Consider the following 15362-nt stretch of genomic DNA (forward strand, 5'->3'; position numbering starts at 1 on the left):
TGCACACCCGGTGCACTCGAAAGACCGAAACCGAACCCCTATAGCGTGCCATGCGACCGACCCTGCCCAGGTACCGGAAGGCCCCCGGTGTGACCGGTCAGACGGCCGCCGGGGCGGTCGACCTGCCGTTCCGCCTCCGCGGCGGCGTACTGCGGGTCGCGGCCGGCCGCGGTGAGCGCCCGCATCACGGCCAGGCGGGGCCCTGCGGGCGGCGGCGGGGCGTCCGCGGGCCAGTCGGCCAGCAGCCGGGCGAAACCCGCCCAGCGGCCCGCGCAGCGCACCAGGACGGCGTCCGCGCCGGGCCAGCGGTCGGCGACCCGGCGGAGCAACTCGCGTACCCGCGACGGCGGGTGGCCGGCGTGCCGGGCCGCCAGCGCCTCCACCACGGCGCCCAGCACCACCGGTTCCCGCTCGGCCGCCAGCAGGGCGTCCAGCAGCCCCGCACGGCCGTTCCCGGGGGCGGCCAACACCGGCGCGAACCTGGCCCGCTCGGGCGGGGCGGCGGCCAGCACCGCGGGCAGCAGCGGGCGGCCGTCGCGGCCGGCGTCCAGCAGCCGGTCCAGGTGGTCGGCGATCTGCCCGGCCTGCTCCGGCCGTTCGCGCAGCAGTTCGGCGGCGAACAGCATCCCGGAGCGCACCACCGCCGGGTCGACGGCCCGGCCGAGCGCCCGCAGCCCGTCGCCGGCCCGCGCCCCGGGCACCGCCAGCCGGGCCCGGACCGCCTCCAGCACCTCCACCGGGTACTCCTCGACGAGTTCGCCGAGCACGTCGTCGGTCAGGAACGGGTCGCCCGCCCGGTACGCGGCCAGCGCGGCCGGCAGGTGCTCGGCCCGGGCCTGCGGGTCGCGCACCAGCAACGCCAGCGCGGCACCGTGCAGGCCCGGTTCGTCGTCCCGGGCGAGCAGCGTGCGGGCGGCCAGCCGCAGCAGCTGCGCGCCCGAGCCGCCCGCGTGCGGGGCGGTGCGCAGGGCGTGCACGGCGGCGGCCACGTGCCGTTCGGGGCGCGGGTCGTGGCTCCACCGGTCGACCGCGCGGCACAGCGCGGACGGTTCGCGTTCGGCGAGCCGGCCGAGCAGCGCGTCGGCGCGCGGGTGGGCGGCGGCGACCAGGGCCTCCGTCAACTCGTCGAGCGCCAGCGCCCGGTGCTCGAACAGCAGGGCGTCGGCGAGGTCCGCGGCGGCCGGCCCGGCCTGCTCGTACCAGCCGCACAGCAGCGGCAGCACGGTGCGCGGGTCGGCGGCCAGCAGCTCGGCGGCGCTCCCGCGGACCGTGCCGACCCGGTCGGCGGGGCCGTCGGCGAGCCGGCCGAGCAGGGCGATCCGGTCGGCGGCGGGCAGCGGGAGGCCGGCCCAGAACGCGGGGCCGAACCGTTCGTCGTGGCCGGCCCGGGCGGCGAGCAGCTCCAGCAGTTGCCGGTGCGCGCCGGGCTCGGGGCTGCCGGCGATCCCGGCGGTCAGCAGCCGGCCCGCCCACCAGTCGGCGTCCCCGCCGCGTTCGGCGCGTTCCAGCGCCAGCCGGATCCGGTGCAGCCACCCGTCCAGCGCGCCCGCGCCGCGGGCCGCCCCCACCCGCCGCAGGGCGCCCACCACCACGCCCACCCGGGCCCGGCCGACCGGTCCCTGACGGATCGTCGTGCCGCCGGCGGGCGGCTCCTCCGCCGGCGGCAGCGCCGCCGGTCCGCCCGCGCCGACGGCGGCGCCGGCGCTCCGGCCGTCCTCCGCGAGCAGCTGGCGCAGCGCCGCGCCGAGGTCCAGGTGCAGGCTCTGCAGCCACTCCCCCCACGCCTCGTGGCCGGCCCGGTGGCCGGCGCCGGCCGGTACCAGCAGGTGCTCCTCGCGGACGGCCCGCGCCCAGCCGCCCGCGGCCGGGAACAGCCGGTCGAACTCGTCGGCGGGCAGCGCCCCGTCGCCCGCGCCGAGCATCAGCCGGGCGGCCTCGTGCAGCCGCCCGGCGGCGACGGCGGCCAGCCGCCGCACCTGCCGGGCGTCCTCACCGGGCGGGACGGGCGCGCCGCGCCGGTGCCGGCGCTGACCGCCGGACGCCTGGGCGACCCGGCGGGCGACGGCCAGGCAGGCCAGGTCCAGCCAGCCCTCGAAGAGTTCGGCCCGGTCGGCGACCGGGCCGTGCACGCCCGCCGCGCGCAGGTCCCCGGCCAGCCGCAGGGCCAGCGGGTGGCCGCGCTCGGCGGGGCCGAGGAAGCCCTCCGGCAGGCCGTAGCGCCGCCCGGCCCGGGCCGCCGCGTCGTCGGTGAGCGGGCCCAGCCACAGCGCCCGGGCGGCGGTCCGCCACGGGCCGAGCTGCTCCCAGCCGTCCGGGCGGCAGGCGACCAGCGCCCGGGCGCGGTGCGCGCGCAGCCAGTCGAGGCCGGCGGCCAGCCAGTCGGCGGACAGCGCCAGCGGCGCCTCCTCGGGCCCGTCGAGCACCACCAGCAGCGGGCGTCCGCCGTCCGCGCAGCGTTCGGCGAGCTCCGCCGGGCCGGCCTCGGGGAGGCCGGAGCGGCGGGCCGCGGCGGCGAGCCGGCGGCGCAGCGCGTCTTCGAGCGAGGCGTCGCCGGCGGCCAGGTCGGCGCCGCGCAGCCAGAGCGTGGGCAGCGGTTCGGCGGCGCCGGCCCGGCGGACGGCGAGCGCGGCGAGTTCGGTGCTGCGCCCGCTGCCGGCGTCGCCGAGCAGCACGGTCAGGGTGTCCTGCGGTTCCTCGCCGCTCAGGCCGTCCGGCCGGTCGACCCGGTCGGCGGCGAGTTCGGTGATCCGGCCGGGGCCGGCGGTGGCGGCGTCCAGCTGGGCGGCGGTCAGGCGCAGCCCGCCGGCCAGGTTGAGGGCCCGGCCGAACGCGGGCACGCCGGCGGCGTTGCGGGCCAGCAGCCCGCCGAGCGGGCCGTCCCCGGACGGCCGGTCGACGGCGAGCGGGACGGCGGCCACGCCGGGCCCGGGGACGGCGCGCACCCGGGGCGCGACGACGGCCAGCACCGCGCCGGTCGCGGGGTCGAGGACGGGCGAGCCGGCCACCGGCGCCGCCGCGAGGTCGAGCAGCAGCACGCCGGGCACGGTGCGGACCTGTGCGCCGTCGCCGCAGCGGCCGTTCTCCCGGCCCAGCGGGCCGCCGCGGGCCAGCGCCGGTGCGCCGTCCTCCCAGCGCTGGTGCGGCACCACGACCTGGCCGTCGACCTCGCCGCGCCCGATCGGCAGCGCGGGGCCGGGCACGCCGCCGACCGCCGCCGTCCGCAGCAGGGCCAGCCCGCGGTCGGGCAGCAGGTCGACGCTCTCCGGGCCGAGCACCCGGGACTGCCCGCCCGGGGTGTGCAGCACCAGCCGGGGCAGGCCGGCCACCACCTCGTGCGCGGTCACCACCGTGCCCTGCCGGTCGGCGACGAACCCCAGGCCGCACAGCCGGCCCTGCACGTCCCGGATCCGCAGCAGCCCGTGCGCCGGGTCCGCCACGAAGCCGGCGCTCGCGCCCTCGCCCATCCCGCCAGTCCTCCCGCCGCTCTACCAGCCGCCGGTCAGCCTGCCCCCCACCAGCCCCACAGCACCCCGCGCGCCCCGCTCACCACACCCGTTCACCTCGCGCGCCCCCGGCGACACGCCGCGCACCGCCCCGGCCGCCCCGCTCCCGCCGCCGGAAAACCGCGTGCCGGGCGGCTCCCCCGCTGTCACCATCCCGGCATGGATGTCCGCCTCGTTCCCTGGTCCGAGTCCCACTTCTCGCTGCTGGAGCGGATCAACACCCCGCTGATGCGCCGTCACGTCGGCGGTCCCGAGAGCGCCGAACAGCTGCTCGACCGGCACCGCCGCTACCTCGGGCTCCCGTCGCTGGGCGGCGTGATGTTCGCGGTCCTCGCCGACGGCGCCCCGGCCGGCTCGATCGCCTACCACCGCCGCGACTGGCAGGGCGAGGAGATCTACGAGACCGGGTGGAACGTGCTGCCGGAGTTCCAGGGCCGCGGCCTCGCCGTCGCCGCCGGCCGCCTGATGCTCGCCGCGCTGCGCGGCGCCGTCGCCGCCGACCCCGCCGCGCCCGGGACGCTGCACGCCTTCCCCGCCACCGGCAACGCCGCGTCGAACGCGCTCTGCGCCCGCCTCGGCTTCACCGACGCCGGCCCCTGCGCCTTCGAGTACCCGCGCGGCTCCGGCCGCTTCCTGCACAGCAACGACTGGCGCCTGGCACTGCGTTGAGACGCCGAGCGGCCCCGGCGGATGCTCCACCGGGGCCGCTCGCGCCGCATGACGGGCCGTCAGCCGACGAACACCGCGACCGGCTTGGCCTTGCCGCCGTGCTCCTCCACCAGGGCCAGGAAGCGGCCGTCCGGGTCGAAGACCGCGATCGGGCCGTCCACGCCGAGGCCGGGGGCGGGCAGCCGCATGCCGTTGGAGAGCAGCCTGGCCTGCTCGGCGTCGATGTCCCAGCGCGGGAACGCGGCCGCGGCGGCGTCCGCGATCGGCAGGACGTCGAGCTTCTCCTCCAACTGCTCCAGGGTGTGCGCCGATTCGACCGCGTACGGGCCGACCTTGGTGCGGCGCAGCGCCGTCAGGTGCCCGCCGACGCCGAGCGCGGCGCCCAGGTCGCGGGCGAGCGCGCGGATGTAGGTGCCGGAGGAGCACTCCACGGTGACGTCGAGGTCGAGCACCGGCGTGCCGTCCTCGGCGACGGCGCCGCGCACCTCGTGCACCGTGAAGGAGTGCACGGTGGTCGGCCGGGCGGCGAGTTCGAAGTCCTCGCCCTCGCGGACCCGCGCGTACGAGCGCTTGCCGTCGATCTTGATGGCGCTGACCTTGGACGGCACCTGCATGATCTCGCCGGTGAGCTTCGCGATCTCGGCGTCGATCGCCTCCCGGGCCACCCCGTCCGCGGGGGTGGCGGCGGTGACCTCGCCCTCCCGGTCGTCGGTGATCGTGGTCTGGCCGAGCCGGACGGTGGCGTCGTACGTCTTGGCGGTGAGCATCAGGTGCCCGAGCAGCCGGGTGGCCCGTTCCACGCCGATCACCAGCACGCCGGTGGCCATCGGGTCGAGGGTGCCGGCGTGGCCGACCTTGCGGGTGCCGGCCAGCCACCGGAGCTTGGCGACCACGCCGTGCGAGGTGATGCCCTCCGGCTTGTCGACGATCACCAGCCCGTCGGGGCCCGTCCCTTTACGCTTCATCGCTTCATCGCTTCATCGTCGTGTCGAAATCTGCACGCGTTCCCGCGCCGCAGCCGCCCGGGCAACCCGTCCCACCGGCCGGTCGGCGAGCCGTCCACCGAACCGGACGAGCCTAGCGCGCGCACTCCTCGGCCAGCGCCACCCGGAACCGCTCGACGGTCTCCGGCACCCCGTCGCGGGCGGAGAACCCGGCCGCGAAGACGTGCCCGCCGCCGCCCAGCCGGGCGCACACCGCGGCTACGTCGACCGCGCCGCGGGAGCGGCAGGAGCCGCGCAGCGTGCCGTCCGGGTCCTGCTTGAGCACCAGCGCGACGTCCGCCTCGGCGGGCTTGCGCAGCACGTCGATCAGGCCCTCGATCTCCTCGACGGTGACGCCGAACAGCGCCAGGTCCTGGTACGGCACCCAGGTCCACACCAGTCCGTTCCCGCCGGCCTCCTCGGGTTCGAAGGCGGCGCGGTCCAGCGCCCCGGCGAGCACCTTCAGGAAGCCGAACGAGGTGGTGTCCCACAGTTGACGGGAGATCAGGTCGTGCCGGATCCCGGTGGCCAGCATCCGGCCGGCCATCTCGTGGGTGGCGGGCGTGGTGGCCCGGTACTTGAACGAGCCGGTGTCGGTGGCGATGCCGGTGTACAGGCAGGCCGCGATCGACCGGTCCAGCGGGACGCGCAGCCGGCGCAGCAGTTCGTCGACCAGCACGGCCGTGGCGGGCGCGGCCGGGTCGATCAGCCGGACGGTGCCGAAGCCGGGGTTGGAGGCGTGGTGGTCGAGGACCACCAGCTCGCCGGCCGCGAACGCGTTGTCGCGCAGCAGGCCGAGCCGCTCCTCGGAGGCCGCGTCGAAGGCCAGCACCAGCGCGGGCGCGGCGGGCACCTCGGCGGCGGGGACGATCAGTTCCTGCCCGGGCAGGAAGGACAGCGACTCCGGGATGATCTGCGGGTCGTCGCCGAACGACACCCGGACCCGCTTGCCCAGCCCGCGCAACGCCAGTCCGGCGGCCAGCGCCGAGCCCAGCGCGTCGCCGTCGGGGCAGATGTGGCAGATCAGGTCGATCTCGTCGGCGTCCGCGACCAGTTCCAGGGTGCGCGCCCACTGGGCCTCGAACGGCCCTCCGGAGTCGGGCGACGACTCGCTGCGCTGGCCCGGAAGCACCGCGAGGGCGGTCTCCACCTCGACAGTGGAGACCGCCCCCGCGGCGCCGGACTCGGCCGGCTTCCCGGCCGTGGTCACTCGTCCTCGTCGTCGTCGCGGGCCGACTTGTAGGGGTCGGCGTCGCCGGCGTAGGCGGCCCCGGCCGCGGCGGTGCGGACGGCGGCGTCGGAGATCCGCGCCTTGTCCAGCAGGTCGTCGATGTTCCGGGCGTTGTCCGGCAGGGCGTCGGCGACGAAGGTCAGGGTCGGCGTGAACCGCACCCCGGTCTGCTTGCCGACCTCGGAGCGCAGGATGCCCTTGGCGCTCTCCAGCGCGGCCGCGCTGGACTCCCGCTCGGTCTCGTCCCCGTAGACGGTGTAGAAGACGGTGGCCTCGCGCAGGTCACCCGTCACACGGGCGTCGGTGATGGTGACGTACCCGAGTCGCGGGTCCTTGATCCGGCGCTGCAGGGTCTCCGCCACGACCACCTGAATGCGGTCGGCGAGCTTGCGCGCCCTTGCGGTGTCGGTCACGTTGCCTCCTCGTGCAGTAGGCGCGGTACCCGGGTCATCACGCTCGACCCGGTGGGGCCCTCTCCCCAACGTACCCGCCCGCGCCCAGCCTTGTGGGCGCTCTCGGTCCGGTGCGGGTGTGACGGTGGTGACGCCCGCAGGTCATTCGTCGTCGTCGTGGTGGTACCGCCTCCTCGCGGAGAGCAGCATCACCTCGGGGCGGCCGGCGACGAGCCGCTCACAGCTGTCCAGGATCTCGTTGACGTACCCGGCGTCGCCGGACACCACCGCACAGCCGATCTCGGCCCTGCGGTGCAGATCCTGGTTCCCGACCTCTGCGGCGCACACGCTGTACTTGCGCTGCAGTTCGGCCACGATGGGCCGCACGATCGACCGCTTCTCCTTCAGCGAGTGCACGTCGCCGAGGAGCAGGTCGAAGGTGAGAGTTCCTACGAACATGTAGTGACAGGCCTGGCCGGCCTGGGGGCCTCGAAGGATTCCCGACAGCCAGGACCCTAACAGCGCGGCCGGGGCCGGCCAACGGGATAACTGCACCCCGTCGGCCGACCCCGGTCAGCAGCCGTTACGCGCGCGGCTTCTCGCGCATCTCGTAGGTCTCGATGACATCGTCGATCTTGATGTCGTTGAACGAGCCCAGCGTGACACCGGCCTCGAAGCCCTCGCGGACCTCGGTCGCGTCGTCCTTGAAGCGGCGCAGACCCTCGATGTTGAGGTTCTCCGCCACGACCTTGCCGTCGCGCAGCAGGCGGGCCTTGGTGTTGCGGCGGATGATGCCTTCGCGCACCAGGACACCGGCGATGTTGCCGAACTTGGAGGAGCGGAACACCTCGCGGATCTCCGCGGAGCCGAGGCGCACCTCCTCGTACTCGGGCTTGAGCAGGCCCTTGAGCGCGGCCTCGATCTCCTCGATCGCCTGGTAGATGACCGAGTAGTACCGGATGTCGACGCCCTCGCGCTCGGCCGCGGTACGGGCACGCCCCTCGGCGCGCACGTTGAAGCCGATGATGATGGCGTCCGAGCCCATCGCCAGGTCCACGTCGGACTCGGTGATGGCACCCACACCGCGGTGCAGGACCCGCAGCTCGACCTCTTCGCCCACGTCCAGCTTGACGAGGGCGTCTTCCAGGGCCTCGACCGAACCGGAGACGTCACCCTTGATGATGAGGTTGAGCTTCTCGATGTTGCCGGCGGCCAGCGCGGCCTCGAAGCCCTCCAGCGACACGCGGACGCGGCGCTGGGCCATCGAGGCGTTGCGGTCGCGGGCGGCGCGCTTCTCGGCGATCTGACGGGCCGTGCGGTCCTCGTCGACGACGATGAAGCTGTCGCCGGCGCGGGGCACCGAGGTCAGACCGAGCAGCAGCACCGGACGGGACGGGCCGGCCTCGGAGAGGCTGTTGCCGTTCTCGTCCAGCATCGCGCGGACGCGGCCGTAGGAGTCGCCGACGACGATCGAGTCGCCGACCCGCAGGGTGCCGCGCTGGACGAGCAGCGTCGCCATGGCGCCGCGGCCCTTGTCCAGGTGGGCTTCGATCGCGATGCCCTGGGCGTCCTGCTCCGGGTTGGCGCGCAGGTCGAGCGAGGCGTCCGCGGTCAGGACCACGGCCTCCAGCAGTTCCTCGATGTTGAGGCCCTGGCGGGCGGAGATGTCGACGAACATGGTGTCGCCGCCGTACTCCTCGGCCACCAGGCCGAACTCGGTCAGCTGGCCGCGGACCTTCGTCGGGTCCGCGCCCTCGACGTCGATCTTGTTGACCGCGACCACGATCGGCACACCGGCGGCCTTGGCGTGGTTGAGCGCCTCGACCGTCTGCGGCATGACGCCGTCGTTGGCCGCGACCACCAGGATCGCGATGTCGGTGGACTTGGCACCACGGGCACGCATGGCGGAGAACGCCTCGTGACCCGGGGTGTCGAGGAAGGTGATCGGGCGCTGCTCGCCGTTCACCTCGGTGACCACCTGGTACGCACCGATGTGCTGGGTGATGCCGCCGGCCTCGCCCGCGACCACGTTGGTCTTGCGGATCGCGTCCAGCAGTCGGGTCTTACCGTGGTCGACGTGACCCATGACGGTCACCACCGGCGGACGCGGAGCCAGCTGCTCCTCGTCGCCCTCGTCCGCGCCGAAGTCGATGTCGAACGACTCCAGCAGCTCGCGGTCCTCGTCCTCCCGGCTGACGATCTCCAGCACGAAGCCCATCTCGTCCGCCAGCAGCTGCAGCGTGGCGTCGGAGACCGACTGCGTCGCGGTGACCATCTCACCGAGGTTGAACATGACGGAGACGAGCGCGGCCGGGTTGGCGTTGATCTTCTCCGCGAAGTCCGTCAGCGACGCACCGCGCGACAGGCGAACGGTCGAACCGTTGCCGCGCGGCAGCATCACACCGCCGACGGACGGGGCCTGCATGGCCTCGTACTCCTGGCGCTTCGCGCGCTTCGACTTCCGGCCGCGCGCCGGACGGCCACCGGGGCCGCGACCGAACGCACCCTGCGTGCCGCCACGGGCACCCGGGCCACCGGGACGACCGCCGAAGCCGCCGGGACGGGCACCGCCGCCGCCGAAGCCGCCGCCACCACCGGCACCGGCCGGACGGGGACCGCCGAAGCCGCCACCGGCCGGACGCGAGCCCGGACCGGCCGGACGGCCCTGGAAGCCGGGACGGGCACCACCCGGAGCACCCGGACGCGCGCCGGGACCACCCGGACGCGGACCCGGACCCGGGCGCGGGCCCGGACGCTGCGGCATCATGCCGGGGTTCGGACGGGGCATCCCGGACGGGCTCGGCGCACCGGGGCGCGGAGCGGCCGGACGCGGCATGCCGTCGGGACGCGGAGCGCCGGCACCCGGACCACCGGGACGCGGGGCGCCGCCGGGACGGGGACCGCGCTCACCGGCCGGGGCACCCGGACGCGGAGCGCCGGCACCCGGACCACCGGGACGCGGGGCACCGGCGGGACGCGGACCGCGCTCGCCGGCCGGACCGCCCGGACGCGGAGCACCCGCGCCGGGAGCACCCGGACGCTGGCCGCGCTCGCCGGCCTGACCGCCCGGACGCGGGGCGGACGGACGGGCCATGCCCGACGCGCCGCCCGAGGTGAAGGGGTTGTTGCCCGGACGCGGGCCGGCCGGACGCGGGCCCGGACGGGCCGCGGGGTTGGCCGGGGCCGGCCGCGGAGCGGCCGGACGCGCCGGAGCCTCACCGGCCGGAGCCGGGGAGGAGAACTCGGCCGCCGGGGCGGGCGCGGCCGGAGCGGCCGGCGAAGCCGGACGGGCGGCCGGGCGCGGGCCCGGGGTCGGCGCCCCGGCGGGCTTCGGCGCAGCCGAGCCCGCGGCGGGCGCGGGGGTGGTCGGACGGGGGCCCGGCGTCGCGGTGGGACGCGGGCCGGGGGTGGGGGCACCCGGCTTGGGTGCAGCCGCACCGGCACCGCCGGACGGCTGGGGCGCCGCGGGCTTCCGCGGGCCAGGCTTCGCGGACGACGCGCCGCCGGACGGCGGGGTCGCTCCCAAAGCGTCAGTCAACTTGCGCACGACCGGCGCCTCGATCGTCGAGGACGCCGAACGCACGAACTCGCCCAGCTCGGTGAGCTTGGCCATGACGGCCTTGCTCTCCAAGCCAAGCTCCTTGGCGAGTTCGTATACCCGGACCTTAGCCACTTCGCTCCTGTCTATACGTCCGGGGTATTCGTCCGCCGGACTGTCGCTACTTCATGGGCGTACTCATCGCGTACTCATCGAGTGCTCATCGCAATCTCGACCTACTTCCATCTCGCGAGGTACCTGACCTTGTGGCGCACGGCGGCGTACCCACTGCCGTGCGCTGGTGCGTGTTGCCGGGCGCGATGCCCGTCAGCGGGCCGACTGACCGTCGGCCGGACTTGCTCCTGCCCCGAGGTACTCCCGCAGGGCGCCGGGTTCGAGCGCGCCCTGGACCCGGAGGGCCCTCGGGAACGCCCGGCGGCGGACCGCGAGGTCGAGGCAGGTCGGGACGGGGTGCAGATACGCACCCCGGCCCGGCAGTGTGCCGCGCGGATCGGGGACGCACTCGCCCTCGCCCGCCACGACACGCAGCAGCTCGTGCTTGGCCGCCCGCTTGCGGCAGCCCACGCAGGTGCGTTCAGGGCATGCGCGGACATGCGTCCGGCCAGACACGCTCAAGTCTACCCCTCCGAAGGGACTCGCCGCCTCCGAGTAGATCTCCGAAGGCTTTGTTCAACGCTGGTACTGCCCGGCCTGTTCCCTACTGGGCGTCGGCCGGGGCCTCGGTGTCCGGGCGGATGTCGATCCGCCAGCCGGTGAGGCGGGCGGCCAGGCGGGCGTTCTGCCCCTCCTTGCCGATCGCCAGCGACAGCTGGTAGTCCGGCACGATCACCCGGGCGGAGCGCTGGGCCAGGTCGACGATCTCCACCTTCGTCACCCGCGCGGGGGACAGCGCGGCGGCGACCATCTCGGCCGGGTCCTCCGACCAGTCGACGATGTCGATCTTCTCGCCGTGCAGCTCGGCCATCACGCCGCGCACCCGCATGCCGTTCGGGCCGATGCAGGCGCCCTTGGCGTTCAGGCCCGGTCGGCGCGACCAGACCGCGATCTTGGTGCGGTGGCCGGCCTCGCGGGCGATCGCCGCGATCTCCACCGAGCCGTCCGCGATCTCCGGGACCTCCAGCGCGAACAGCCGCTTCACCAGGTTCGGGTGGGTCCGCGACAGGGTGACCGACGGGCCGCGCACACCGCGCCGCACGCCGACCACGTAGCACTTCAGCCGGGTGCCGTGCCGGTAGTCCTCGCCCGGGACCTGCTCCTGCGGCGGCAGGATGGCCTCCAGCTTGCCGATGTCGACCAGGATGTTCTTCGGGTCGTTGCCCTGCTGGACGACACCGGTGACGATGTCGCCCTCCTTGCCGGCGTACTCGCCGAAGGTCTGGTCGTCCGCGGCGTCCCGCAGCCGCTGCAGGATGACCTGCTTGGCGGTGGACGCGGCGATCCGGCCGAACCCGCTCGGGGTGTCGTCGAACTCCTTGGGCTCCACGCCCTCGTCCAGCTCGGCCGCGTCCTCCAGGGCCCACACCGTCACGTGGCCGGTCTTGCGGTTCAGCTCCACCCGCGCCCGGCGGCGCGATCCCTCGGTGCGGTGGTACGCGATGAGGAGGGCCGACTCGATCGACTCGACCAGCAGGTCGAACGGCACGCCCTTCTCGGTGACCAGCCCGCGCAGGGCACTCATGTCGATGTCCACGATTACGCCTCCTCTTCCTCTTCGTCCGTGTCCGCGATGTCGGCGGCGGCGTCGAGCAGTTCCTCGTCCTTGCGGTTGAACTCGACCTGCACCCGGGCCCGCGCGATCTCCGCGAACTCCAGTCGGCGCTCCTTGGGGCGGCCGCGCCCCTTCACCGGCTGCACCTCGACCAGCGCGCCGTCCTCGTCGCTCTCCAGCACCCGCGCGGTCAGCTCCGCGCCGTCCACCAGCTTGATCGCCGCCAGCCGGCCGGTCGCCCGGCGCCAGTGCCGCGGCTCGTTCAGCGGACGCTCGGCGCCCGGCGAACCGACCTCCAGCACGTACGGGGCGTCGCCCATCAGGTCGGAGTCGTCCAGCGCCTGGCCGACCAGGCGGGAGAACTCGGCGATCGCGTCCAGGTCGACACCGCCGTCGGCGTCCACGTCGATCTGCACCTGGCGGCGGCTGCCGGCCTGGGTCACCTTGACCTCTTCGAGGTCCAGCCCGGCCTCGGCTGCCAGCGGCTCCAGCAATGTGCGCAGCCGGTCAGTGGGGGTGGTGCTCATCCGGGTGACTCCTCGGCCGCGTCTGCTGTTGTCAGAGGTGCTAACTCACGGCGAAGCCTATCCGGTCAACCCCCGAACCGCCGATTCCGACCCTCCCCCGGCCCCAAGGGGGAACTGGGAGGCGCCCCCGGCCGGGCCACCCCGCTGCGAGGAAGGTCACACCGACCCGGTACCGTCCAAGCTCCCGCCGGGCGCGCCCGGCTCCGGTCAAGATTCTCCCGACGGGGGCTTGCGGCCCCCCGAACACGCTGGAGTGCCGATGCCCGCGCCCACACGGCGGACCGTCCTGGCCCTCGGGGCGCTCGGCGGCCTCCAGTTCCTCTGCGGCTGCACCGGCGACCACTCCCACGCCGCCGACAAGGCGGCCGAGGACACCGACCGACCGCTGCGCCTGCGCCAGCTCGCCGCCACCGACGCGCTCCTCGCCGACTACGACGCCGTGCTCGCCGCCGCCCCCGCCGACCCGGACCGGCTCGCCGACCAGCGCGACGACGTCGTCCAGCACCGCGAGGCGCTCGCCCGGTCCCTGCCCGCCTCCCCGCCGTCCGCGAGCCCGGGTGCGAGCGCCTCCGCGGTCCGCACGGTCGCCGACCTGGCCGCGTCCGAACGGCGCACCGCGGGCCTGCGGCTGGCCGACCTCGCGGCCGCCTCCCCCGCCCTGGCCAGGACGCTCGCCGCGGTGTCCGCCTCCGGGGCCGCGCACGCCGCCGCCCTCGGCGACACCGGCCCGGTCGCCGCCGACGGCCCCGCGCCGTCGGCGACCCCGTCGCCGTCCGCCTCCCCGTCCGGCTCGGCGACGCCCGCCGCCCTGGCGAGCGCCGACTCGGACGCCCTGCAGGCGGCGCTCGCCGCCGAGCACGCCGCCGTGTACGGGTACGGCGTCGTGGGCGCGTTCCTGCCGGTCGGCCCCCAGCGCGAGGACGGGCGCGCCGCGTACGCCGCCCACCAGGCCCGCCGGGACGCCTGGCAGCGCCTGCTCGCCACCGGCGGCGTCTCCCCCACCGCGGCCGCCCCCGGCTACCGGCTCCCGTTCCAGGTGACCGACGCCGCCTCCGCCGGCCGGCTCGCCGCCTTCCTGGAGACCCAGCTCACCGCCGCCTACGCCGACCTCTGCGCCGCCCCCGCGCTCCGCGCGCAGGCCGCCGCAGCCCTCCGCGAGTCCGCCCTGCGGGCCGCCCACTGGGGCGCCGACCTCCCCGCCCTGCCGGGCCTCGCCGCCGACCCCGCGCCGTCCGCCTCCGCGACGTGACGGCCCGGCGGCTGGGCGATGATGGACCGCATGTCCGCACAGCCCGCGCAGTTCACCGTCCCCGAGCGTCTGGTCGAGTCCGTCCGGTCGGGGGGTGACCCGGAGGACGCGCAGTGGCTGGCCGCGCTGCCGGGCCGGTTCGCGGAGCGGGTGGCGGGCTGGGGGCTGGTGCCGGAGCGGGTCGCCGTGCCCGGCGGACGGGACAGCCTGGTGGGGTACGCGCACCGGGCCCGGGACCGCACGCCGGTGGTGGTGAAGGTGCCCCGGCCCGGCGCCCGCGTGGCGGGAGAGGCGGCGGCGCTGCGGGCCTGGGCCGGACGCGGGGCCGTGCTGCTGCTGGACGAGGCGGACGGGGCGCTGCTGCTGGAGCGGCTGCACGGCGAGATCCCGCTGCGCTCGCTCGCCGAGGCGAAGGCGACGCTGGAGGCCACCAGCCTGCTGCGCCGCCTCTGGGTGCGGCCCCCGGCCGGGCACACGTTCGACACCCTGGAGGAGCGGGCCGGGCGGCTGGCCCGGCGGATCGCCCGGCACCGGGCGCTCGCGGCGGACGCGGCGCCGCTGGTGGACGAGGCGCTGGAGGCGGTCGCGGCGGCCGCGGACGACGACGGGTGGCTGCTGCACGGGGACTTCCACCACGGGCGGGTGCTGGCCGCCGACCGGGCGCCGTGGCTCGCGGTCGGGCCGCGCCCGCTGGTCGGCGACCGGGCGTACGACCTGGCCCGGCTGGTACTGGACCGGGTGGACACCCTGGCGGCCTCGCCGGGCCCGCGCGGGGCGGCCCGGCGGAGGCTGGCGCAGCTGTCGGAGGCCGTGGAGCTGCCCGCCGACCGGGTGCGCGCCTGGACCCTGCTGCGGGCCGTGGACGCCGCGCTGACGGCCCTGCGGCGGGGTGACGCGGCGGGGGCGGAGCTCCGTCTGGAGTTCGCGGCCTGGCTGTGAGGACGGGCCGCGCGGACTCCCGGGACGGCAGGTAGTAACGTCCCGCTACATGGAGCAGCGCACCGGGGTGACGATCGAGGCCATCGACCTGGCGGCGTGGGCGCCCGCCGTGCTGGAGGTCCAGGCGGTCGCGTTCGGGCTGGGTCCGCAGGAGGTGGCGGTGCGGCTGCCGATCGTCGGCCGGCACGCGCTGCAGCCGGGAGTGATCGCGCTGGGGGCGATGGCGCAGGGCCGGCTGGTGGGGTTCGGCTACGGGATGCCCAATCAGCGCACCCACTGGTGGTCGACGGTGATCGAGCCGTACCTGGCGGCGCGCGGCCACGCGGACTGGCTGGACGGGGTGTTCGCGGTGACGGAGCTGCACGTGCTGCCGGAGTTCCAGGGCCTCGGGGTGGGCACCCGGCTGATCCGGGCGCTGTGCGAGCGCTCCGGCCTGGACCGTTCGATCCTGTCGGCGATCGACGCGGAGACCCCGGCCCGCCGGCTGTACCGCTCGCTCGGCTACCGGGACCTGGCCCCGGCGGTGCGCTTCCCGAACACGGTGCGCCCGTACGCGGTGATGGGCGCGCACCTGCCGCTGCGCGACCCCGCCCGCCCCTGAG

General features: G+C 76.1%; 13 protein-coding genes. 4 read left to right on the forward strand and 9 right to left on the reverse strand.

Going from position 1 to position 15362, the window contains the following annotated elements; genetic code table 11:
• Positions 1-38 precede the first annotated feature (38 nt).
• Positions 39-3464 (reverse strand): serine protease, encoded by a 3426-nt coding sequence (locus tag ACFV1L_RS26290; RefSeq protein ID WP_380370048.1) that lies wholly within the window; start codon positions 3462-3464, stop codon positions 39-41.
• Positions 3465-3662: 198 nt separating this feature from the next.
• On the opposite strand from ACFV1L_RS26290, the gene ACFV1L_RS26295 reads away from it, so the two are divergent.
• On the forward strand, positions 3663-4172 hold the full coding sequence (locus tag ACFV1L_RS26295) for a GNAT family N-acetyltransferase (protein ID WP_380370049.1): 510 nt from the start codon (positions 3663-3665) through the stop codon (positions 4170-4172).
• A gap of 59 nt (positions 4173-4231) precedes the next feature.
• Here ACFV1L_RS26295 and truB read toward each other — a convergent pair whose 3' ends face one another.
• The 8 genes from truB to rimP form a co-directional block, all read right to left on the reverse strand.
• The gene (truB, locus tag ACFV1L_RS26300) at positions 4232-5137 is read right to left on the reverse strand and encodes a tRNA pseudouridine(55) synthase TruB (RefSeq protein ID WP_380370052.1); all 906 of its coding nucleotides are present in this window, start codon (positions 5135-5137) and stop codon (positions 4232-4234) included.
• Positions 5138-5249: 112 nt separating this feature from the next.
• A complete protein-coding gene (locus ACFV1L_RS26305; protein ID WP_380370054.1) occupies positions 5250-6365 on the reverse strand; it encodes a bifunctional oligoribonuclease/PAP phosphatase NrnA in 1116 nt (371 codons plus the stop codon).
• Positions 6362-6799 carry a 30S ribosome-binding factor RbfA gene (gene rbfA / locus ACFV1L_RS26310; RefSeq protein ID WP_380370057.1) on the reverse strand — a complete coding sequence of 146 codons (438 nt, stop codon included), beginning with the start codon at positions 6797-6799 and terminating at the stop codon, positions 6362-6364. Before rbfA ends, ACFV1L_RS26305 begins: the two co-directional genes overlap by 4 nt.
• 141 nt (positions 6800-6940) lie before the next feature.
• On the reverse strand, positions 6941-7237 hold the full coding sequence (locus ACFV1L_RS26315) for a DUF503 domain-containing protein (protein WP_380370060.1): 297 nt from the start codon (positions 7235-7237) through the stop codon (positions 6941-6943).
• Between the two features lie 124 nt (positions 7238-7361).
• The gene (infB, locus tag ACFV1L_RS26320) at positions 7362-10451 is read right to left on the reverse strand and encodes a translation initiation factor IF-2 (protein WP_380370062.1); all 3090 of its coding nucleotides are present in this window, start codon (positions 10449-10451) and stop codon (positions 7362-7364) included.
• A 192-nt stretch (positions 10452-10643) separates the two neighbouring features.
• Positions 10644-10946: a YlxR family protein gene (locus ACFV1L_RS26325; RefSeq protein WP_380370126.1), complete on the reverse strand. Its 303-nt coding sequence runs from the start codon at positions 10944-10946 to the stop codon at positions 10644-10646.
• A gap of 88 nt (positions 10947-11034) precedes the next feature.
• Positions 11035-12027: a transcription termination factor NusA gene (gene nusA, locus ACFV1L_RS26330; protein WP_380370065.1), complete on the reverse strand. Its 993-nt coding sequence runs from the start codon at positions 12025-12027 to the stop codon at positions 11035-11037.
• Between the two features lie 2 nt (positions 12028-12029).
• Positions 12030-12572, reverse strand: coding sequence for a ribosome maturation factor RimP (rimP, locus tag ACFV1L_RS26335; protein ID WP_380370067.1), 543 nt, complete (start codon positions 12570-12572; stop codon positions 12030-12032).
• Positions 12573-12831: 259 nt separating this feature from the next.
• Between rimP and ACFV1L_RS26340 the strand changes: the two genes are divergently transcribed.
• Genes ACFV1L_RS26340 through ACFV1L_RS26350 form a run of 3 tightly spaced genes read left to right on the forward strand, consistent with a single transcriptional unit; the run spans position 12832 to position 15361 of the window.
• Positions 12832-13821: a ferritin-like domain-containing protein gene (locus tag ACFV1L_RS26340; RefSeq protein WP_380370069.1), complete on the forward strand. Its 990-nt coding sequence runs from the start codon at positions 12832-12834 to the stop codon at positions 13819-13821.
• Between the two features lie 30 nt (positions 13822-13851).
• Positions 13852-14760: an aminoglycoside phosphotransferase family protein gene (locus ACFV1L_RS26345; protein ID WP_380370071.1), complete on the forward strand. Its 909-nt coding sequence runs from the start codon at positions 13852-13854 to the stop codon at positions 14758-14760.
• A 49-nt stretch (positions 14761-14809) separates the two neighbouring features.
• Positions 14810-15361 carry a GNAT family N-acetyltransferase gene (locus ACFV1L_RS26350; protein WP_380370074.1) on the forward strand — a complete coding sequence of 184 codons (552 nt, stop codon included), beginning with the start codon at positions 14810-14812 and terminating at the stop codon, positions 15359-15361.
• Position 15362 lies beyond the last annotated feature (1 nt).

The sequence above is a fragment of the Kitasatospora sp. NPDC059646 genome (assembly GCF_042734615.1).
Classification (GTDB): domain Bacteria; phylum Actinomycetota; class Actinomycetes; order Streptomycetales; family Streptomycetaceae; genus Kitasatospora.